Consider the following 21,591-nt stretch of genomic DNA (forward strand, 5'->3'; position numbering starts at 1 on the left):
ATCGAATGGCAGCGTCGATGCGCGAGGTCGCCGCACTCGCGGGCGTCTCGATGGGAACGATCAGCAACGTGCTCAATCACCCCGAACTGGTGTCCGAGGCGACCCGTCAGCGAGTGCACGCGGCCATCACCCAGCTCGGCTTCGTCCGCAACGACGCCGCCCGCCAACTCCGCGCCGGCCAGTCGCGGATGCTCGCCGTCGTCGTCCTCGACGCGCGCAACCCCTTCTTCGTCGACGTCGCGTCGGGCGCCGAGGAAGTCGCCGAGGCGAACGAACTGCTGATGGTCATGGTCAGCACCGGCGAATCGGAAGAACGCGAGAACCGGCAACTCGGCCAGCTCATGGAACAACGCGTCCACGGAATCCTGCTCTGCCCCACCGGCGAGAGCACCCCCATGCTCGCCAACCTCGACCGTCAGGGCACACCCGTGGTCCTGCTCGACCGCGGGTCCCGCACACCCGGCCGATCCTCCGTCGCCGTCGACGACGTCCACGGCGGACGGATCGCCGCCCGCCACCTCATGGAGCAGGGGCACCGGAACCTCGCGTTCGTCGGCGGACCCGACACCATCAGGCAGGTCCGCGACCGCCGGGACGGGGCGCTCAGCGCTGTCGCGGAATCGGCGAACACACGCATGCGCACCGTCGCCACCCGGTCCCTCAGCATCGAGGCGGGCGCCCAGGCGGCCCGCGAGATCCTGGCGATGTCGGGTGACGAGCGGCCCACGGCGGCGTTCTGCGCCAACGACCTGCTCGCACTCGGTGTGCTCCAGGAGTTCATCCAGCACGGCAAGCGCGTGCCCGAAGACCTCGCGATCGTCGGGTACGACGACATCGACTACGCCGCCGGCGCTGCCGTGCCGCTGACCTCCGTCGCCCAGCCGCGGAACGAACTGGGACGAGCGGCGGCCGAGCTTCTGCTCGATCAGGTCAACAATCCCGACACCCACCGGCACCAGCAGCTCTCGTTCACCCCGACCCTCGTCGTCCGCGAGTCCACGGCCGCCTGCCCCGCGCGTGGTTGACGAGCGCCCGGACTCGTCAACCACGCACAGGCCGGGAGGCCTCAGGAGTATCTTTCGGACATGTCGAAGCCACCTCTGACACCGAAAGCCGCCGAGATGTTCGCTCGGCCCAATTACGCCACCATCGCCTGCGTCCGACCCGACGGCCAGCCCGTGTCCGTGGCCACCTGGTACCTGTTCGAGGACGGCAGGGTGCTGGTCAACATGGACGCCGAGCGTCGACGCCTGGACTACCTGCGCGGCGACCCCCGCGTCAGTCTCACCGCGATGGACCCCGACGACTGGATCACCCACGTCAGCGTCCAGGGCCGGGTGACCGAATTCGTCGACGACAGCGAACTCGCCGACATCGACCGCCTCGCCACGCATTACACCGGCAAGCCGTACCCCGTCCGCGACCGGAAACGGGTCAGCGCCTGGATCGAGATCGACACCTGGCACGGCTGGGGGTCGCTGAAACAGTCCTGAACCGACTCCGCGACGACGACATCCGGGCATGACGACGCCCCGCGCCGCAACGGTCCTCGCCGTGGCCACGGCGGTGATCGGCAGCCTGCTGCTGAGCGCACCACCGGTCCGCGAACCGGGACCGCCCGCGGCGACGGTCGCCCAGCCCGCCGCGCCTCCTCCGCCGCCGCCGGTGGTCCTGACGCCGGAGGAGGTCGAGGCCAGGGTGATCCTGGCGATCGTCACGCTCGTCGCGGATTCGGGTCTCGTCGAAACCGCGGGCACGGGGATAGTGCTCACCCCCGACGGCGTCGTCCTCACCAACCACCACGTGATCGACGGCGCCCTCGACATCAGCGCGGTGAGCCTCGGCAACGGTGCGGAGTACGTCGCGGACGTCCTCGGGTACGACAGCTCGCGCGATGTCGCGGTACTCCGGCTCCAGGGCGCGGGCGACCTCCCGGTGGCGACCCTCGCGAAGGACACCACCGTCGGCATCGGTGACCCGGTGACCGCGGTGGGTAACGCGGAGGGAGGCGGAGTTCCGGTGGCGGCCCGGGGGTTCGTGACCGACGTCGGGCAGACGATCACCGCCCGCAGTTCCACCGACGGCTCCCGGAACCGGCTGAACGGGCTGATCCAGATCGACGCGGCGGTACGTCCCGGCGACTCCGGCGGCCCCCTCGTCGACGCCACCGCCACGGTCGTCGGCGTCAACACCGCGGGCAACGCCGACTCCGACCCCACGAAACCGGCTCCCACCCAGCCGAGATCGTATGCGGTGCCCATCGATACCGCGATGACGATCGTCGATCAGGTCCGCGCCGGAACCCCGTCCGCCACCGTGCACGTCGGCGACACCCCTCTTCTCGGGATCAGCGTCACCGACGACGCTCGGGGCGCCGAGGTGCTCTGGGTCAGCATCGGCACCCCCGCCGACGCCGCGGGTATCGAGATCGGCGACGTCATCACCGAATTCGACGGCACACCCGTCCGGTCCTCCGACGATCTCAGCGAACGCATGATCGCACGGCACCCCGGCGACGAGGTCGCGGTGCGCTGGTTCGACGAAAGCGGCCAACAGCGATCGACGACGATCGTGCTCGAGAAGGGCCCGCCGCGGTAGTCAGGCGGTCTTGTCCCGGGCGACACCGTCCTCCGGCCGCACACGCGTCGCGACGAAACGCGCGATACGCCGAAGCACCGCACGACTTTCCGGCAGACCGGGCCACAACGCCGGGAACGCGTGCACCTGGCCGTCCCAGATCTGCAGCGTCGTCGGAACACCCGCAGCACTCAGTCGATACGCCATCAGCTCCGAATCCGACCGCAGAACCTCACCTTCCGCAGCGACCAGCAGCGCAGGCGGCAGACCCTCGAGAGCCCCGTTCACGGGCGACAGCGCGGGGTCGAGCACGCCGTCCACCTCGCCACCGAGCTTGCCGATGGTGACGAGCGCCTCCACGGGCGCGAACACGTCGCGGGCAGCGTTGGCATGCACCAGTTTGTCGGCGCAGTCCAAGTCCAGCAGCGGCGACAGTCCGACCAGGCCGGCGGGCAGATCGACGCCCTCCTCGCGGGCCTTCAGCGCGGTCGCGAAGACGAGGAATCCACCCGCCGAGTCACCGGCGAACACCGTCCCGCCCGCGCGGGCTCCGTTCTCCAGCAACCACTTGTACGCCGTCAGGCAGTCGTCCACCGAACCGCTGATGTTCGTGTCGGGCAGTTGCCGGTAGCCGACGTGCATCACCGGCAACCGGGTCAGCTTCGCGATCGTCGCGACCACCGGCCGATGCGTGTTCAGCCCGCAGCACAGGAATCCCCCGCCGTGCAGATAGAGGACGACGCCGTCACTCAGATCCGGTGACACCCCCGGCGCGCGCACGATTTCCGCATCGAATCCGGGCAGTCGCACCTTCTGGCGGCGAATACCGGAAGCCGGACGAATCCCCGCAGCCATGTCCAGGAACGCGGCCCGGCGAATCGCCGATTCGTTGATCGGGGCAATCCGCACCACAGGCCGGAGAAACCACCTGCACGCCTGGTAGAGAACCTGGGATTCGATACTCGGCCCCGCGAGCCTCGCCCCCGAACGGTATTGGACGATCGGTGTCCCGCTCCGCTGCTGCGCGGACGGCTTGCGGTCGTTCGGCACAGATTTCATGCCTTCTCCCCTGGTCGCCGATACCCGTCGCCGTTGACGGATACGTAACTTCAACCTTGGAGTACCCGCCACGGTCGTGTATCACTCATGGTGGCTTCGGCCCCAAGTCGTTATGCCCGTTGCCCGAAATCGTTATCGCGGGCATGGCGGGCGGGGACATTGTGCGTGAATCAGCCGAAATCGAGTTCGTCGAGCTCATCCACCACGGTGACCTTGCGCTTTCGTCCGCCCATCATCCTGCCGATGCCGCGGCGTCCGCCGGTGTCCGCGTTGCCCGAGGGCAGGATCCGCTGCGGCGCCACCCGGGGTCGTGCCACGTGCACGGGAGGCAGCGTCGCGGCCGGGGCAGGGGGTTCCACGGAGTCGGGAGCCGCTACGGGCGGCCGGGGCGGGAGGGGAGCCGGCACCGCGGCTGCGAACACGGCGGGTGGGGCCGGGATCGGGTCGAAGGTCCGCTCGCGGCGAGGCACGTCCGTGTCCCGGAGGTCCACGTCGTCGAGCTCGACCACCCACCGCACCCGGTGCGCGAGACCACGTTCCTGCAGCTCGGCCCAGATCTCGTCGTGCCACGTCGACGGCTCGCCGCTACCGAACGCCCGCGAATTCGCACTGACCCACACCACGTCCTCGGACGGGCGGCGATCGGCGATGTCCAGGACCGTCAGCCAGTTCACCGTGGCGGTGTAGCCGTGCCGTTTCCTGTCCACGTACGGGCGACGACGCTGCAACTCGCGCCCGGCGATCTCGAGGTGCGACGTGTGCGCCGGCTCGATCACGTCGCAGCCCATCGCCTCCAGCTGTCGGGCGAGCGAGTCCACGTACCCGTCGGCCTTGGCCCGGGCGGCCTCCACGAACACCGACAGGTCCTCCCGGAGCCCGAGCCGGTCGTACATCCGCGCCTGGACGGTGAGGGCGTCGATCATCGCGACCGATTCCCGCTGGTACCGGTGCGCGACCTCGACGAGGACGAGGCGCGGAACGAGTACCCGGCTGCCCTGGTCGAGGACATCACGGACGAACGTCTCGAAGCGCGCGTCTCGTGTGACGGCCGAGGTGTCGAGAACAATCAGCATTGATCGATTCTCACCGAACACGCCTGCCGCGCCAGAGAAGTTGCTGAGTCGTTACCGAAACACCCGGATCCGGGTCATCACAGCACCCGTCGGGGCATTGCCGTGTGGTTGCCCGGCAGCGGCCCTAGTGGATCTTGAAGATCACCGCGCGCTGCACGACGAAGTTGATGACCGTCGCCGTGCCCTGGGCGATGACGAACGCGAGCGGCAGACGCCACCATTCGTCGGGGAACGCGTGGTACATCACCCAGTTGAGGCCGACCTGGACGGCGAACGTGACCGCGTAGAGGATGACGACGGCGACGAAGCGGGCACGGCTGGGTTCGGCCTTGAACGTCCACCGGCGGTTGATCAGGTACGCGGTGGTGGTGCCCGCGATGAAGCTGATCGACTTCGCCACGTTCACGGGGAGCCCGACCACCTCGAACAGCAGAAAGTACAGGCCGAAGTCGACGATCGCCGACAATCCACCGGTCAGGACGAAACGGATGATCTGCGTCTTCAGGTCCAGTGCGTCGTCCGCGATGTTCTCGGTGACGGGGATCTCGACGGGGAGCGGAACGTGAGGTTCGTGCTCGTGACTCGGCTGGGTTTCTGACACGACGACGAGGCTAGCGCCCCATGAGCACTTGTCGACCGCCCGCGGTGGATAAGCACGCACGGGCCCGCGGGGCCGGCCTCCGGGTACCCTCTACCTCGATGTCCACGACAGCAGAAGAGACGCCCACCCAGGCGCTCCCCACACAGACCCGCACCCTCACCGGCTGGGGACGCACCGCGCCCACCACCGCGCAGGTGCTGTCCACTCCCGACGTGGAAGTGATCGCGCGAGCGGTCGCCCAGGTCGCGGAGCAGAACGAGTCGAAGCCCGCTCACCTGCAGCGTGGGGTGATCGCCCGTGGCCTCGGCCGCTCCTACGGCGACCCGGCGCAGAACGCCGGTGGCCTGGTCATCGACATGAATGCGCTGAACCAGATCCACCGCATCGACCGCGACACCCACCTGGTGGAGGTCGATGCCGGCGTCAACCTGGACCAGCTGATGAAGGCGGCCCTGCCGTTCGGCCTGTGGGTTCCGGTGCTGCCGGGCACCCGGCAGGTCACCATCGGTGGCGCCATCGGCTCCGACATCCACGGCAAGAACCACCACAGCGCCGGCAGCTTCGGCAACCACGTGGTGTCGCTGGACCTGCTCACCGCCGACGGCAAGGTGCGCACGCTCACGCCGAAGGGCGGCCGAAACGACCCCAAGGGCGCACTGTTCTGGGCGACGATCGGCGGCATGGGCCTGACGGGCATCATCCTCAAGGCCACCATCAAGATGACGCCCACCGAGACGGCGTACTTCATCGCCGACGGCGACGTCACCCAGACGCTCGACGAGACCATCGCGCTGCACAGCGACGGCAGCGAATCCAACTACGAGTACTCGAGCGCCTGGTTCGACGCCATCGCGGCGCCGCCGAAGCTGGGTCGCGCCGCGATCTCCCGTGGTTCGCTCGCGAAGCTCGACCAGTTGCCGGCCAAGCTGCAGAAGAACCCCCTCGCGTTCGACGCCCCGCAGCTGCTGACGTTCCCGGACGTCTTCCCGAACGGTCTCGCGAACAAGTTCAACTTCTCGATGATCGGCGAGCTGTGGTTCCGGAAATCCGGCACCTACCGCGACAAGGTTCAGAACTTGACGCAGTTCTACCACCCGCTCGACATGTTCGGTGAGTGGAACCGCGCCTACGGATCGAACGGATTCCTGCAGTACCAGTTCGTGGTGCCGACCACCGCGGTCGAGGAGTTCAAGGCCATCATCCGCGACATCCAGAAGTCGGGGCACTACTCGTTCCTCAACGTGTTCAAGCTGTTCGGCGAGGGCAACCAGGCCCCGCTGAGCTTCCCGATCCCGGGCTGGAACATCTGCGTCGACTTCCGCATCAAGCCCGGCCTGAACGAGTTCGTCACCGAACTCGACAAGCGGGTCCTGAAGTTCGGCGGCCGTCTCTACACGGCCAAGGACTCGCGCACCACCGCCGAGACCTTCCACGCCATGTACCCGCGGATCGACGAGTGGATCGCCACCCGCCGCAAGTACGACCCCACCAATGTCTTCGCCTCCGATATGTCCAGAAGGTTGGAACTCTAGTGATCAACGCTGTCGGGAACCCCCAGACTCTCCTGCTGCTCGGAGGCACCTCCGAGATCGGTCTCGCGATCTGCGAGGAGTACCTGAAGAAGGCGCCGATGCGGGTGATCCTCGCCGCGCTGCCGGGTGATCCCGGTCGCGATGCCGCCGTCGCCCAGCTGAAGGCGGCCGGCGCCAACGCCGTCGACGTCATCGACTTCGACGCCGTCGACACCGAGAGCCACCCGAAGGTGATCGACGAGGCGTGGGCCAAGAGCGACGTCGACGTCGCCATCGTCGCGTTCGGCCTGCTCGGCGACGCCGAGGAACTGTGGCAGAACCAGCGCAAGGCCGTCCAGATCGCCGAGGTCAACTACACGGCCGCGGTGTCGGTGGGCGTGCTCGTGGGCGAGAAGATGAAGGCACAGGGCTTCGGCCAGATCATTGCCATGTCGTCGGCCGCGGGCGAGCGCGTGCGCCGCTCCAACTTCGTGTACGGATCCACCAAGGCCGGACTCGACGGTTTCTACCTCGGACTCGGTGAGGCGCTGCGTGAGTTCGGTCCGCGCGTCCTCGTCATCCGTCCCGGCCAGGTCCGCACCCGCATGTCCGCGGACGTGAAGGAAGCCCCGCTCACCGTGAACAAGGAAGACGTGGCCAAGCTCGCCGTCACGTCGGCGGAAAAGGGCAAGGAACTCGTGTGGGCGCCCGGCGCCTTCCGCTACGTGATGATGATCCTGCGGCACATCCCGCGACCGATCTTCAAGAAGCTGCCCATCTAAGCTTCGCCCTCGTGACGGAAGCAGACGTAGCACCGGCCCGACGGTCCCTGTCGACAGCTGTCGAAATGCTGCTGGGGGCCGTCGTGGCCGCAGTGGTGGCGGCGGTCGGACTGTTCGCGTTCGCGCGCGTGCAGTGGCCGGCTTTCAACTCGTCCAACGTGACCCAGGCCGTCACCACGGTCGGCCAGGTCGTCGCCATCGCGGGTATCGCGGTGTCGGTGCTGCTCGTCCGACTGCACCGAGCTCCACGGTTCGCCCGGCTGCTGTCGTGGGCGAGCCTGTCGGGTTTCGTGACCGTCACCCTCGGCCTGCCCCTCGCGGCCACCAAGCTGTACCTGCACGGCGTCTCCGTCGACCAGGAGTTCCGCACCGAGTACCTCACGCGGCTGACCGATTCGGCGGCGCTGCGCGACATGACGTATGCCGACCTTCCGCCGTACTACCCGGCCGGCTGGTTCTGGGTGGGCGGGCGCGTCGCCAACCTCCTCGGCACGAGCGGCTGGGAAGCGTTCAAGCCGTACGCCATCGCCTCGCTCGCCGTCGCCGCCGTCGTGGCACTGGTGTTGTGGAGCAACCTGATCCGCCACGACCTGGCCATCGTCGTGTCCCTCGCGACCGCGGCGCTCGTCCTGGCCTACGGGTCACCAGAACCGTACGGCGCCGTCATCACCCTGCTGATCGGTCCCGCGCTCGTCCTCGCCTGGGGCGGGCTGAATCGTGTCGACGGGCGCGGCGGCTGGGGTGCCGTGATCGGCACCGGACTGTTCCTCGGCCTCGCCGCCACGTTCTACACGCTGTATCTCGGACTCGCCGCCTTCGCGATCACCCTGCTCGCGCTGCTGGCCGCGACCTTGCGGATACGTGCCCGGAAGTCGTGGCGGGCGGCGCTCGATCCGCTGGTCCGGCTGATCGTGATCGCCGCCGTGTCCGGCCTTCTCGCGCTGACCGTCTGGCTGCCGTATCTGCTGAAGGTCGTGGGCGGTTCGCCCGCCGCGTCGGGAACAGCGCTGCACTATCTGCCCGAGGCAGGCGCGCATCTGCCGCTGCCGATGATCCACTTCTCCCTCACCGGGGCACTGTGCCTGCTCGGCACCGTCTGGCTCGTCGCCCGCGCGTCGACGTCGCGGCGTGCGCAGGCACTCGGCGTCGGAGTGGTGGCCATCTACCTGTGGTCGCTGCTGTCGATGGCGTTCACCGTGCTCGGCAGCACCCTCCTCTCGTTCCGGCTCGAGCCTGTGCTGATCGTCCTGCTCGGCGCGGCAGGCGTCTTCGGATTCGTCGAATTCGCAGGATGGCTCGTGCTCGCGACGAGCGACAACCCGCGGGTCAAGGGGGCGGTCCTGGTGATCGGCGTGCTGGGCGCGCTGTCGTTCGTCCAGAACATCCCCAAGTTCCTCGACTCCGACATCGCCGTCGCCTACACCGACACCGACGGCAACGGCGAACGCGCCGACCAGCGCCCACCCGGCGCCGCCGCCCATTACGCGGCAGTCGACGAGCTGATCCAGGCGCAGGTCCCCCGCGACCGCGACGACACCGTAGTGCTGACCGCCGACACCAGCTTCCTCAGCTTCTACCCCTACCTCGGGTTCCAGGCGCTGACGTCGCACTACTCGAATCCCCTGGCGGACTTCGCCGGACGCGCCCACACCATCGCGGAGTGGAGCGAGTTCGAGACCCCCGACCAGTTGGTGGCCGCACTCGACACGGCGCCATGGCGCGCCCCCGACGCGTTCGTGTTCCGCCAGGGCCCCGACGGGTACACGCTGCGGCTCGCCGAGGACGTATATCCCAACGATCCCAACGTGCGCCGCTACACCGTCACGTTCCCGAAGGAACTGTTCGACGACCCGCGATTCACGGTGTCGGAGACCGGACCGTTCGTGGTCGTCACAAGAAACTGATCGGTCTGTTCACGTTTACCTCGCCTTACCCGCGGGAACCCCGCACCCAATCAGGGAGGCGGGTATTTTCCGCGCCCCGAGGGGAATTGTCGGGTCGTCGCGAGGAGCGGTCATGCCGGATGCAGTGGAGCCTCGACGTGCCGGTAGCGGTGCCGAAGACTATCTACTCGGCACCGCCGGCGGTGAGGTGGTCGTGCATGCCGGACTCGCCGCGACGATCGGAGCGATCGTCGGTGTCTACGTCGGGCACTGGGTGCTTTTCGTGATCGCCCTACTCGGCGCCGCCGTGTGGATCACAGGCGACGTCGTCGTCCTTGTCAGTCGACAGAGGTCGCCGGACATCAGTCCGGCGACCCCTGTCAGGCACCCTGTCGGGCGGGCTGCCTAGTTGAGCTTCTGCGGCACACCGTAAGTCATCACGGTGTCACCGTTCTCCGTCACGGCCATTGCGTACGGACGGATGGTGACCGGCCCGATAGCACCGGAGATGGAGCCATGAACTCCCTGCATCCTGACCACAGCGGCCGATCCGTCGAACTCCTGACCCTCGAGGATCGGGACGGTGGTGATTCCACCGGGCTCCAGGTCGATGTCGAGTTCCTGCGACGGAATGATGTCACCGGCGAGTTCGACGTTCGTCCCCGCATTCAGACCCAGTGTGAAGTCCGGAACGAGGCCCAGGTCGATTCCGTTGCTCGACCCGATCGCGAACCCGAGTCCGGGCGTGTTCAGAACGATCGTCGCTCCGGCCAGGGCGACCGGGTAACCGATCTGATAACCGACGGTGAGCTGAGTTCCCTCGAACTCCTCCGAATTCGGCCCGGTGATCGCGACCCCCGCGTAACCGTTGTGGAAGAACTCCACGCTGGTGGGTACGCCGTCCAGCGGCGGTACCGTCTGATACACCGTGTCGCCCTGCACGACTTCGATGCGATTTCCTCGTGCGTCGATCACGGAGCTGGAATTGTCCACGCCGGCCGACGCGGTGCCGTTGCCCATGACCATGGCGAGCGCGGCGATGCCTGCGACTGCCACCGAGCGTGTAAACCGTTTGTACCCAAATCGAGATGTGCTGATGTCCGTCATGCCGACCCCATTCAGAGTGCACTGCAACCGATACGAAAAAGCATGCTGAGCGTAACCAGTGGGGCAGGAGAATATCCCTGTATTGATCAGAAGTTCACAAATCAACTTGATGTGATACACGCAACAATCACGCGATCGCAACCCAGGAAGCTCTCAGCGACCTCCGGTACCCTCGGTCGATTGACATCGACCCGAGAACCGGAGGCGCAGCTGCGTGACTGAGATACTCACCCAGGTCGAGACCACTCGGCAGGCCGAGAGCACCAGCACCACTACTCGCCCTCTCCGCTCCCGTCTCCGGCCGCACCCGGCCGATGTCGCAGCGGTCGTCTTCTATGTCGGCCTCGCGGCATTCGTGTTGGCCCGCCAGTGGAAACACCTCGGGACCGGCTATCTGGTGCGCAGCGGCCAGGACCAGACGATGTGGGAGTGGTTCTTCGCGGTCGCCGCACGCTCACTGGTCCATCTGGAGAATCCCCTCTCCAGCGACCTGCAGAACTACCCGCTGGGCGTCAATCTCATGGGCAACACGGCGATGTTCGGCATCAGCATTCCGCTGGCGCCCGTCACGCTGCTGTTCGGACCGAACGTCACCTTCACTCTCGCTCTCACACTTGGCCTGTCGGGCACCGCAATTGCCTGGTACTGGGTGTTTTCGCGGCACGTCGTGTCGTCACGACTCGCGGCCGCCGTCGGCGGTGGTCTGTGCGGTTTCGCTCCCGCGCTGATCTCGCACACCAACGGGCACCCCAACTTCGTCGCCCTGTTCCTGCTGCCCTTCATCGCGCTGGCCGTCATCAGGCTGGGCAGTGGGGCGCGCCCGGTGCGCGACGGCATCGCACTGGGCCTGCTGATCGCCTATCAGATCTTCCTCGGCGAAGAACCCCTGCTGATCTACGCGCTGGCGTTCGCCGTCTTCGGTGCCGCCTACGCAGTGTCGCGTCCGCGTGCCGCATTCGCGGCGGCCAAGCGCAGCATCAAGGGTTTCGCGATCGCGGGCGGCCTCGCGCTGGCCATCGCCGCCGTGCCGCTGTGGTGGCAGTTCTTCGGACCCGACAGCTACCGGGCGATCGAACACGGCCCGGTCGGCAACGACACCGAAGCGTTCACCAGCTTTCCGACGTCCTCGCTGGCAGGCGAGCCCGGGTCCGCCGAGTTCAGCATGAACGCCACCGAGGAGAACGCGTACTTCGGCTGGCCCCTGCTGATCCTCCTCGGCCTGTCGGCCCTGTGGCTGTGGCGCATGCCGCTCGCTCGCGCCGCGGCCGCGACCGTCGCCGTGATGGGCGTCCTGTCGCTCGGGACATCGCTGACGATCGGCGGCTGGGACACCGGAATTCCCCTGCCGTGGAAGCTGATCTCACACCTGCCGCTCCTCGAATCCGTACTCGAATCGCGATTCGCGATGGGCTGCCTGCCCGCCGCCGCCCTGCTGCTCGCGCTGGGCACCGACCGCGCCCTGGCGTCCGCCCGCGAGGGCCAGCGGACCACCACCCTGCTGTGGGTGGGCTGGCTCGCGGTGGCGCTGCTTCCGCTGGCGCCCACGCCGCTCGCCGTGGTGCAGCGCGACACCGCACCGAGTTTCTTCGCCGACGGCACGTGGCGGGAGTACGTCACCGACGGCTCCGTCGTCACGGTGCCGCTCCCCTCCCCGGAGAACGCGAGGATGCTGCGCTGGCAGACCGAGCAGGATCTCGCATTCCCCATCGCCGGTGGATATTTCGTCGGCCCGGCCGGCAGCGAGGACCGGGGCAAGTACGGGCCCGACGACCGCCCCACCGCACTACTGCTCGCGTCCGCACAGTCGTCCGGCCAGGTGCCTGTCATCGACGAGGCGACGAAAGCCCAGGCACTGACGGACCTGAAGTTCTGGAACGCCGACGTCCTGGTCCTGCCGCACACCCAGAACGATCGCGTTCTGCGCGAGACGGTCCAGCAGCTCGTCGGGGCGCCCGCGAAGCCGGTCGACGGCGTGTGGGTGTGGGACGTGCGAGCACTGACGTAGGAAAGTCCTACCGCGTCAACACTTCCGGCCCGTCCTCACCGATGGCGACGGTGTGCTCGCTGTGCGCGGCACGGGCTCCCGTCGCCGTGCGGAGCGTCCAGCCGTCGGCCTCGTGCCGGTAGTCGTCGGTGCCGTCGGCGATGAGCATGGGTTCGATCGCGATCACCATCCCCGGACGCAGCAGCATTCCCTTCCCGACGCGTCCCTCGTTGGGCACGTGCGGATCTTCGTGCATCTGCCTGCCGATGCCGTGCCCGCCGTGGTCGGCGAGCATGCCGTACCCCGCCCCGCGCGCGTACAGTCCGATGGCGGCACCGATGTCCCCCAACCGGTTTCCCGGACGCGCGGCCGCAATGCCGTGCGCGAGAGCGGCTTCGGTGGCCTCGACGAGTGCCACGTCGGCCGGGTCCGCCGTGCCCACGACGAAACTCACGGCGGCGTCCCCGCACCAGCCGGCCAGCCTGGCGCCGCAGTCGATGCTGACGAGGTCACCGTCCCGGAGTCGATAGCCGCCGGGAATGCCGTGCACCACCGCGTCGTTCACGCTCGCGCAGATCACCCCGGGGAACGGGCTGGGCGCCCAGTTCGGGTGATAGTTCAGGAACACGGGCTCGGCCCCCGCGTCCCGGATCACTGCGGCGGCCACCGCATCGAGGCCCTGAAGCGTCACCCCGATCGCGGCCGCCTCACGCACGGCGGCCAGAGCGTCGGCCACCACCCGGCCGGCCGCGCGCATCGCCTGCACCTCGGCTGCCGTCTTCAACTCGACCACAACTCGCCCTCCACACCGAATCCAATTTCTATACCGGTATTACTATATGACACATGGTGCGTGTGCCGTTGACAGCAGAGGAACTCGAACGCGGGCAGCGGCTGGGTGAGCTGCTGCGATCCGCGCGGGGAGACATGAGCATGGTCACGGTCGCACTCGACGCCGGCATCTCCGTCGAAACCCTGCGCAAGATCGAGACCGGACGCATCGCGACACCCGCGTTCTTCACGATCGCCGCGGTCGCCCGGGTTCTCGACCTCTCCCTCGACGACGTCGCCGCGGTCGTGACCTTCGGTCCCGTGAGTACTTCTTAACCGCCGGGCGTTAACAAGTACTCACGGGTGGCGGAGCCACAATCGCCTAACATCGTTCTGTGCCGTCCCAACCCCCGCTGCCTGACGTTCGAAGCATCCGCACTTCCCGGCTCATCGCGATCGTCACCGGCCTGATCGGGTTCGTGCTCGCGCTGGCCACTCCGTTCCTCCCGGTGAAGCAGGATGCCGCGTCGATCGACTGGCCGCAGGACGGCACCCTGAACAGCGTCGAGGCGCCACTCGTCTCGTACACACCGCTGGACATGCAGGTGACCGTGCCCTGCTCGGTGTTCACACAACTCGGGCCCGACGGCGGCACCGTCGTCTCCACCCTCCCGAATCGGGCCCCCGACTTCGAGAAGAACGGCCTCGTCGTGAAGGGCGGCGCCGGCGGCACTGTCGACGTCACGATTCGCGGCATCTCCCTGATCTCGGCCGACGCCGCGGACCTCCAGGGCTGCACCGCCCTCACCGTCACGTCCGACCACCAGCGGACGTCCGCCGAGATCACGGGCACCGCCGAACCCCTCGCCGGTTCCGTCGAGGGCGATCAGCGCCCGCAGATGGTCGGCCTGTTCACCGACCTGCAAGGGGCGGCGCCTGCAGGTTTGAACGTGCACGTCCACCCCGACTCCCGATTCTCGTCCAGCCCCACCCTGCTCAAACTGCTGGCGATGATCGTGTGCGTCCTCGCGACGCTGACGTCGCTGTACGCGTTGCACCGCGTGGACGGCATCGACGGACGCCGCGCCCGCCGCTTCCTGCCCGCGCACTGGTGGAAGTTCACCGGTGTCGACGCCGTCGTGATCGGGACGCTGCTGCTGTGGCACGTGGTCGGCGCCAACACCTCCGACGACGGCTACCTCCTCGGCATGGCACGCGTGTCGGAGCATTCCGGCTACATGGCCAACTACTTCCGTTGGTTCGGCGTCCCCGAGGCGCCGTTCGGGTGGTCGTACGAACTCCTCGCGGCGCTGGCGAAGGTGAGCACCGCGAGCATGTGGATGCGACTGCCGACGCTGCTCGCCGCCCTCCTCTGCTGGATGGTGATCAGCCGCGAGGTCATTCCCCGCCTCGGTGTGGCGGTGCGCCGCAACAGAACTGCCCTCTGGACCGGCGGACTGGTCTTCCTGGCGTTCTGGTTGCCGTACGACAACGGGCTGCGCCCCGAACCGGTCATCGCGCTCGGCGCCCTGCTCACGTGGTGTTCCATCGAGCGCGCCATCGCCACCGGACGACTACTCCCCGGTGCCGTCGCCGTGCTGATCGCCGCGTTCTCCCTCGCGGCCGGACCGTCCGGCTTGATCTGCATCGCCGCCCTGATCGCCGGCGCGCGGCCGATCCTGCAGATCGTCATCGCACGGGGCCACCGGGTGGGTTTCGCGTCCCAGATCCTGCCGATCCTCGCCGCGGGAACCGTCGTGATGGTGGCCGTCTTCGCGGATCAGACACTGGCGACGGTGCTCGAGTCGACGCGCGTCCGCACGGCTCTCGGCCCCAACGTGGCCTGGTTCGACGAGCGGCTGCGCTGGGATTCGCTCATGGGGATCTCGCCGGACGGCTCGCTGGCCCGCCGGTTCGGCGTGTTCGTGATGCTGCTGTGCGTCGTGGTCTGCGTGATGCTGATCCTGCGCAAGGGGAAGGTGCCCGGGACCGCGATCGGACCGTCCCGCCGCATCCTCGGCATCGTGTTCGCGTCTCTGCTGCTGATGATGTTCACGCCCACCAAATGGACCCACCACTTCGGTGTGTACGCGGGTCTCGCCGGCTCCGTCGCGGTGCTCGCCGCGGTCGGGGTGGGGGCCGCGAGCATCCGCTCCAAACGGAACCGCACCCTGTTCGCCGCGGGTGTCCTGTTCATCCTCGCGGTCGCGTTCACCAGCTCCAACGGCTGGTGGTACGTGTCCAGCTACGGCGTCCCGTGGTGGGACAAGCCGCCGATGATCGCGGGCAAGGGCTTCTCCACACTGTTCCTGGGCCTCACCGTGCTCACGCTGCTCCTCGCCGCCTGGTACCACGTCCGCGAACCGTACGAGAACGGCAAGAAGCCCAACGGCAAGCGTGCCCGGATGCTGGCACCGTCCCCGTTGACCGTCGCGGCCGGTGCCGTCGTCCTGTTCGAGGTGCTGTCGTTGCTGAAGGGGGCCGTCGCGCAGTACCCCGGCTACTCCATCGCGAAGGCCAACATCGAATCGGTGACCGGCAACTCGTGCGCGCTCGCCGACGAGGTCCTCGTCGAGACCGACCCCACCGCCGCCATGCTGCAGCCGCTCACCCCGGTCACCGACCCGAACGGCGCAGGCGCATTCGGCACGACCGCCGCGGAGGGCTTCACCCCCAACGGCATCGCCGACGACCTCACCGCCGACTCCGAGAAGATCGCCACCGGCGGCGCGAACACCGTCGACACCGAGACCGACGAGACGACGACGGGCACGAGCTCCGGCACCGGCGGCGGCACCGAGGCCACCGCCGGAGTCAACGGCAGCACCGTGACGCTGCCGTTCGGCCTCGACCCCGCCCGAACCCCGGTACTCGGCAGCTACCAGCCGGGCGGGGAACAGAAGCCCGCCTCCCTCACCACCGGCTGGTACGGGCTGCCCGACCGCAGCGACGACGCACCGATCCTCACCATCTCGGCCGCCGGACGCATCCGGTCGGTCGACGCGGACGGCGTCGTCACCCCCGGACAGAGCCTGAAGGTCGAGTACGGGGTCACGGGCCCCGACGGGTCCGTCACCGCGCTCGGCACCGTCGACCCGATCGACATCGGACCGTCCCCGTCGTGGCGCAACCTGCGCGTGCCGCTCGACCAGCTGCCCGCCGAGGCGAACACGGTCCGGCTCGTCGCGGACGACCCGGACACCGACCCCGGCCAGTGGCTCGCGGTCACTCCTCCCCGGGTGCCGACGATGCAGACGCTGCAGACCGTCGTCGGCTCCAGCGACCCCGTGCTCCTCGACTGGGCCGTCGGGCTCGCGTTCCCCTGCCAGCGGCCCTTCGACCACCGCTACGGCGTCGCCGAGGTCCCGCAGTGGCGTGTCCTCCCCGACCGCATCGGCGCCGAGTCCACCAATGCCTGGCAGGACAAGTTCGGCGGCGGCCCGCTGGGCTGGACCGACCAGCTGCTGTCGGCGAGCACCCTGGCCACGTACCTGTCGAACGACTGGGACCGCGACTGGGGCTCGCTCGAGCGGTACACACCGCTCGACGAGTCGGCGACGCCCGCGCAGGTCGAATCCGAACAGGTGACCAGGTCGGGCACCTGGTCGGCCGGACCGGTGCGTTACTACTAGAAGTGTCCCTACCCTCTGGTAGGCGGCAATATGCCTACTCAGGTTCCTGACATACCATCGACAACCGTGCCCGACGCTCTGACAACTTCCGTCTCCGACGCCGAATCCACTTCGCCACCTGCTCGCCAGGACCGGCGGAGTGAGTACCGGACCGCTCGTCTGATCGCCATCGTCACCGGACTCCTCGGGTTCGTGCTGGCAGTGGCCACTCCGTTCATGCCGGTGCAGCAGACCACCGCAGCGGTGAACTGGCCGGAGAACGGCGTCGTCGGCGATCTCGAAGCACCGCTGATGTCGCAGGTCCCGGTCGATCTGTCGGCGGCGATCCCGTGTTCCGCCGTGGCCGGGCTCCCTCCGCAGGGCGGAATCCTGCTGGCCACGGCCCCCGCACAGGGCGAGGGTGCGGCACTGAATGCGATGTTCGTGCGGGTGTCGGACAAGTCCGTGGACGTGCTCGACCGCAACGTCACGATCGCGACGGCGCCGCGCGAACAGGTGCAGTCGGGCGCCTGCACCGAGATCCGCATCACATCGAACATCGACGCGACGTCCGCCGAGTTCGTGGGTCTGACCACTCCGACCGGTGACCCGATCGCCGGTTCCCTCACCGGCGACCTCCGCCCGCAGGTGGTGGGCGTGTTCAGCGACCTCCGCGACGGGGCAGCACCGGCAGGCCTGTCGTTCACGATGAACGTGGACTCCCGGTTCTCGTCGAGCCCCACGCTGATCAAGCTCGTCGCCATGATCGTGGCCCTCCTCGCCACGGCCATTGCCCTGGTCGCCCTCGGCCGCCTCGACGGCACGGACGGGCGCGGGCACCGCAACTTCCTGCCGTCGCACTGGTGGAAGTTCACCGGACTCGACACGATCGTCGTGGGCACGCTGGTGCTGTGGCACTTCATCGGCGCCAACACGTCCGACGACGGCTACCTCCTCACCATGGCCCGGGTCTCCGACCACGCCGGCTACATGGCCAACTACTTCCGCTGGTTCGGTGTCCCCGAGGCGCCGTTCGGCTGGTACTACGACGTCCTGGCCGCGATGGCCAAGATCTCGACGGCGAGCCCGTTCATGCGACTGCCCGCCCTGATCGCCGGCATCCTGTGCTGGATGGTGATCAGCCGGGAGGTCGCTCCGCGCCTCGGCCGCTCCGTCCGCCGCAACAAGGTCGCGCTGTGGACCGGCGGGCTCGTCTTCCTCGCTTTCTGGCTGCCCTACAACAACGGCCTGCGGCCCGAGCCCATCGTCGCGCTCGGCGCCCTGCTCACGTGGTGCTCCATCGAGCGGTCCATCGCGACCGGACGTCTCCTCCCCGCGGCGGTCGCCGTCCTGATCGGCGCGTTCACGCTCGCGGCCGCCCCGACGGGACTGATGTGTGTGGCCGCCCTGCTCGCCGGCGCCCGTCCGCTCGTCCGGATCGTCGTCAAGCGCCACCGCCAGGTGGGGACGCTGCCGCTGCTGGCTCCGATCGCGGCCGCCGGCACGATCGTCCTGGTGGTCGTGTTCGCCGACCAGACCGTCGCCGCGGTGATGGAAGCCACCCGGGTCCGCACCCTGATCGGCCCGAACCTCGAGTGGTACAAGGACTTCCTGCGCTACTACTACCTCTTCGTCCCCACCGTCGACGGTTCCGTGGCTCGCCGCTTCGCGTTCCTGACGATGATCCTGTGCCTGCTGACGACGCTGTTCATCCTGTTGCGCCGCAAGCGGATTCCCGGCGCCGCCACCGGACCGTCGTGGCGTCTGCTCGGTGTCGTGTTCGGCACGATCTTCTTCATGATGTTCAACCCCACCAAGTGGACCCACCACTTCGGGGCGTACGCGGGCATCGCCGGCTCCCTGGCCGCACTCACCGCCGTCGCCGTGTCGGCGTCCGCGCTGCGGTCGCGCCGCAACCGCACGATCTTCCTCGCCGGCCTGCTCCTCATGCTGGCCCTGACGTTCGCGGGCATCAACGGATACTGGTACGTCTCGAGCTACGGCGTGCCGTGGTTCGACAAGACCGTCTCCATCGGCGGCCGCCAGTCCAACACGTTCTTCCTCGTCCTGTTCGGGCTGGCCGTCGCACTGGCCGCCTGGCAGTACCTACGTGAGGGATTCGCCGCACCACCTGCCCGCGCCAACACCGAGAAGGGCAGGCGGATCAGGAAATTCGCGGCCGCCCCGCTCACCGTCATCGCCGGCATCATGGTGCTGTTCGAAGTCCTCTCACTCCTCAAGGGCGCCGTCTCCCAGTACCCGGCGTACTCGCTGGCACGGTCGAACCTCGACTCCCTCACCGGGCAGACGTGCGGACTCGCCGAGGACGTCCTCGTCGAAGGCGACACCAACGGCGGAAACCTCACGCCCCTCAACGATCCCGCGCAGCCGCTGGCGAACCCCGCCGACCCGCTCGGCGGAGCCGATCCCGTCGGCTTCTCCCCCAACGGGGTGCCGTCCGACCTGACCGCCGACTACGTCGAGGTCAAGCAGGGCATGGGCAACACCGACAACCAGAGCGTCGGGCCCAGCTTCGAGACCGGATCGAGCGCCGGAACCAGCGGCGGCACCGGAAACGTCGGCGTCAACGGCAGCACCGCCAAGCTGCCGTTCGGACTCGACCCCGCCACCACACCCGTCATGGGCAGCTACCAGGAAGGCGTGCAGGAACCGGCGACACTGTCGTCCAGCTGGTACGCACTCCCCGAACGCAGCGACGACGCCCCGCTGATCGTCATGTCCGCCGCGGGCCGCATCTGGTCGGTCGACTCGACCGGCGCCCTCACCTACGGTCAGTCGCTGCTCCTCGAATACGGCAAGCGTCAGCCCGACGGCACCGTGCAGGCCCAGGGCACCTACCTGCCCAAGGACATCGGTCCCGCACCGTCGTGGCGCAACCTGCGCGTCCCGATCAGCGAACTGTCCCCCGACGCCGACTCCGTGCGGATCGTCGCCAACGACCCCAACCTCACCGGCGACCAGTGGCTGGCCTTCACCCCGCCGCGGGTTCCGAAGCTCGAGACCCTCAACTCGACGATCGGCAGCTCGCAACCGGTGCTGCTGGACTGGGCCGTCGGACTGCAGTTCCCGTGCCAGCGCCCGTTCGACCACCAGTACGGTGTCGCGGAGATGCCGAACTACCGCATCCTCCCCGACCGCCCGCTGGCCGTCAGCTCCACCGACACCTGGCAGTCCCCGGAGAACGGTGGGCCCCTCGGCTTCACCGAACTGCTCGCCAGCGCCACCTCCATCCCCACCTACATGCGGGACGACTGGGGCCGCGACTGGGGCTCCCTCGAGCGCTTCGACCGGTACTTCCCGGACGCCACCGCGGCCACGGTCGACACCGAGACCGAGACCCGATCCGGACTGTGGAAGCCGGGCACCCTGCGGGTGTACAGCAGCCCGTAGACCTGCCCGCCCTGCTTGCGCCTGCCCCGCTTGCGCCTGCCCCGCTTGCGTCGCCCGATGTCACACGCGTTCACTCTGACTGAACGAATGTCACATCGGGCGCCGCGCCGGGCGGCCCGACACGGCGAAACAGCTCCACCGGCCGCGGAGTTGTCCACAACCTTCCGTTCATCCACAGGGCAATTTCCGACGTGGGCTTTCCGGCGACGGTCCGATTCGCCCGCGGCATGCTCTGACTCATGCGACGAGGAACCTGGGCCGACGATCTCACTGCGATAACCGCCGTCAGCCGCGACGGTGTGATCCGCGCGGCCACCCTGGAACGGCTGGGTGTCGCGAAAGGCACCATCTCCTCACGCTGCACCGACGGCGGACCCTGGCAGCGGATCCTGCCCGGCGTCGTCCTCCTGCACAACGGGCCGCCGACGACGCTGCAGCGCAATCTGGCAGCACTCGAATACGGCGGTCCGGACGCAGTCCTGTCGGGTCACGCCGCGCTGGCCGCGTTCGGCTACACCGCATCGGCGTCCCGGAACGACGTGCTGCTGCTCATCCCGTCCACCCGGCACCGCCGAGACTGGGCGTACGTGAAAGTCGAACGGACGTGGCGGATGCCCGCACCGGTCCAGCGGGGGCTCCTGCGTCTCGCTCCCCCGGCGCGCAGCCTCCTGGACGCCGGACGTCGCACACTCCAGGCGGACAGCTGCCGGGCGCTCCTCGCCGGCGGCATCCAGCGCGGCGACGTGACAGTCGACGAACTGGTGCGCGAACTCGCGCAGGGCAGCGACCGCGGTAGCCGCCTACCCCGGGCGGTCCTGCGTGAACTGAGCGACGACGCGCATTCCGTCGCCGAGGTCCACGCGCAGAAGCTGTATGCGACGAGCGGTCTTCCGCCGATGCGGCACAACGTGGACGTGCTGTCCGCCGCCGGGCTGTGGATCGCCCGTCCCGACGGCTGGCTGGACGACGTCGCCGTCGCCTGGGAGATCGACTCGCTGAAGTACCACTTCTCGCCCGAACTCCACCAGGCGACGACGATGCGGCGGGCGCGGATGCAGCGCGAGGGCATCATCGTCGTGACGCACCTGCCGAAGCAGATTCAGGACGACCCGGCAACGGTGCTCGCGGATCTCCGCGCGGCGCACACGCTGGCTGCGTCGCGCCCCAGGCCGCCGGTGTTCGTCCACACCGAGCCGAAGCTGCGGTCGGCATGAGTCACCG

The 21,591-nt window shown here is 68.4% G+C and carries 17 protein-coding genes; 12 read left to right on the plus strand and 5 right to left on the minus strand.

The features are described from left to right. Positions 1-5: 5 nt before the first annotated feature. From OYT95_RS16700 to OYT95_RS16710, 3 genes are read left to right on the plus strand one after another with little or no spacing between them, the layout of a single operon-like run. Entirely contained in the window at positions 6-1,025 is a 1,020-nt protein-coding gene (locus tag OYT95_RS16700) for a LacI family DNA-binding transcriptional regulator (RefSeq protein ID WP_037228169.1), read from the plus strand. A gap of 60 nt (positions 1,026-1,085) precedes the next feature. Continuing rightward, the gene (locus tag OYT95_RS16705; RefSeq protein ID WP_037228172.1) at positions 1,086-1,493 is read left to right on the plus strand and encodes a TIGR03618 family F420-dependent PPOX class oxidoreductase; all 408 of its coding nucleotides are present in this window, start codon (positions 1,086-1,088) and stop codon (positions 1,491-1,493) included. Positions 1,494-1,521: 28 nt separating this feature from the next. After that, positions 1,522-2,598 carry a S1C family serine protease gene (locus OYT95_RS16710; RefSeq protein ID WP_268791987.1) on the plus strand — a complete coding sequence of 359 codons (1,077 nt, stop codon included), beginning with the start codon at positions 1,522-1,524 and terminating at the stop codon, positions 2,596-2,598. On the opposite strand, the gene OYT95_RS16715 is transcribed toward OYT95_RS16710, so the two are convergent. The 3 genes from OYT95_RS16715 to OYT95_RS16725 all read right to left on the minus strand — a co-directional run bounded on the left by OYT95_RS16715 (position 2,599) and on the right by OYT95_RS16725 (position 5,310). Next, positions 2,599-3,636 carry an alpha/beta hydrolase gene (locus OYT95_RS16715; RefSeq protein ID WP_268791988.1) on the minus strand — a complete coding sequence of 346 codons (1,038 nt, stop codon included), beginning with the start codon at positions 3,634-3,636 and terminating at the stop codon, positions 2,599-2,601. It lies immediately after the preceding gene. A gap of 170 nt (positions 3,637-3,806) precedes the next feature. Further along, positions 3,807-4,709, minus strand: coding sequence for a PIN domain-containing protein (locus OYT95_RS16720; protein ID WP_037228178.1), 903 nt, complete (start codon positions 4,707-4,709; stop codon positions 3,807-3,809). A gap of 124 nt (positions 4,710-4,833) precedes the next feature. After that, positions 4,834-5,310 carry a GtrA family protein gene (locus OYT95_RS16725; RefSeq protein WP_112301596.1) on the minus strand — a complete coding sequence of 159 codons (477 nt, stop codon included), beginning with the start codon at positions 5,308-5,310 and terminating at the stop codon, positions 4,834-4,836. Between the two features lie 98 nt (positions 5,311-5,408). On the opposite strand from OYT95_RS16725, the gene OYT95_RS16730 reads away from it, so the two are divergent. The 4 genes from OYT95_RS16730 (at position 5,409) to OYT95_RS16745 (ending at position 9,895) form a co-directional block, all read left to right on the plus strand. Further along, positions 5,409-6,842 carry an FAD-binding oxidoreductase gene (locus OYT95_RS16730; protein ID WP_005248821.1) on the plus strand — a complete coding sequence of 478 codons (1,434 nt, stop codon included), beginning with the start codon at positions 5,409-5,411 and terminating at the stop codon, positions 6,840-6,842. Next, positions 6,842-7,603: a decaprenylphospho-beta-D-erythro-pentofuranosid-2-ulose 2-reductase gene (locus OYT95_RS16735; RefSeq protein WP_037228180.1), complete on the plus strand. Its 762-nt coding sequence runs from the start codon at positions 6,842-6,844 to the stop codon at positions 7,601-7,603. The genes OYT95_RS16730 and OYT95_RS16735 overlap by 1 nt, the downstream gene beginning before the upstream one ends. An 11-nt stretch (positions 7,604-7,614) precedes the next feature. Further along, positions 7,615-9,507 (plus strand): galactan 5-O-arabinofuranosyltransferase, encoded by a 1,893-nt coding sequence (locus OYT95_RS16740; RefSeq protein WP_174233874.1) that lies wholly within the window; start codon positions 7,615-7,617, stop codon positions 9,505-9,507. A gap of 112 nt (positions 9,508-9,619) precedes the next feature. Continuing rightward, positions 9,620-9,895, plus strand: a complete 276-nt coding sequence (locus tag OYT95_RS16745) for a hypothetical protein (RefSeq protein WP_037228185.1) — start codon at positions 9,620-9,622, stop codon at positions 9,893-9,895. Here OYT95_RS16745 and OYT95_RS16750 read toward each other — a convergent pair. Next, positions 9,892-10,593 (minus strand): MspA family porin, encoded by a 702-nt coding sequence (locus tag OYT95_RS16750; protein ID WP_112301595.1) that lies wholly within the window; start codon positions 10,591-10,593, stop codon positions 9,892-9,894. The two genes, OYT95_RS16745 and OYT95_RS16750, sit on opposite strands and share 4 nt — an antisense overlap. A 214-nt stretch (positions 10,594-10,807) precedes the next feature. Here OYT95_RS16750 and OYT95_RS16755 point away from each other — a divergent pair, with 214 nt between their 5' ends. After that, complete coding sequence (locus OYT95_RS16755; RefSeq protein WP_268791989.1) at positions 10,808-12,598, plus strand: glycosyl transferase; 1,791 nt, start codon at positions 10,808-10,810, stop codon at positions 12,596-12,598. A gap of 7 nt (positions 12,599-12,605) precedes the next feature. Here OYT95_RS16755 and map read toward each other — a convergent pair whose 3' ends face one another. Next, positions 12,606-13,370, minus strand: a complete 765-nt coding sequence (gene map, locus OYT95_RS16760) for a type I methionyl aminopeptidase (RefSeq protein ID WP_268791990.1) — start codon at positions 13,368-13,370, stop codon at positions 12,606-12,608. A 53-nt stretch (positions 13,371-13,423) separates the two neighbouring features. On the opposite strand from map, the gene OYT95_RS16765 reads away from it, so the two are divergent. The 4 genes from OYT95_RS16765 to OYT95_RS16780 all read left to right on the plus strand — a co-directional run bounded on the left by OYT95_RS16765 (position 13,424) and on the right by OYT95_RS16780 (position 21,584). Further along, a complete protein-coding gene (locus OYT95_RS16765) occupies positions 13,424-13,684 on the plus strand; it encodes a helix-turn-helix domain-containing protein (protein WP_005572349.1) in 261 nt (86 codons plus the stop codon). A gap of 59 nt (positions 13,685-13,743) precedes the next feature. Beyond that, positions 13,744-16,980 (plus strand): arabinosyltransferase domain-containing protein, encoded by a 3,237-nt coding sequence (locus tag OYT95_RS16770; protein WP_268791991.1) that lies wholly within the window; start codon positions 13,744-13,746, stop codon positions 16,978-16,980. A 66-nt stretch (positions 16,981-17,046) separates the two neighbouring features. Beyond that, positions 17,047-20,370: an arabinosyltransferase domain-containing protein gene (locus OYT95_RS16775; RefSeq protein ID WP_268791992.1), complete on the plus strand. Its 3,324-nt coding sequence runs from the start codon at positions 17,047-17,049 to the stop codon at positions 20,368-20,370. A 239-nt stretch (positions 20,371-20,609) separates the two neighbouring features. Then, entirely contained in the window at positions 20,610-21,584 is a 975-nt protein-coding gene (locus OYT95_RS16780; protein ID WP_268791993.1) for a hypothetical protein, read from the plus strand. The last annotated feature ends 7 nt before the right edge of the window (positions 21,585-21,591 follow it).

Source organism: Rhodococcus sp. JS3073, assembly GCF_026810085.1.
GTDB classification, from domain to species: domain Bacteria; phylum Actinomycetota; class Actinomycetes; order Mycobacteriales; family Mycobacteriaceae; genus Rhodococcus_F; species Rhodococcus_F wratislaviensis.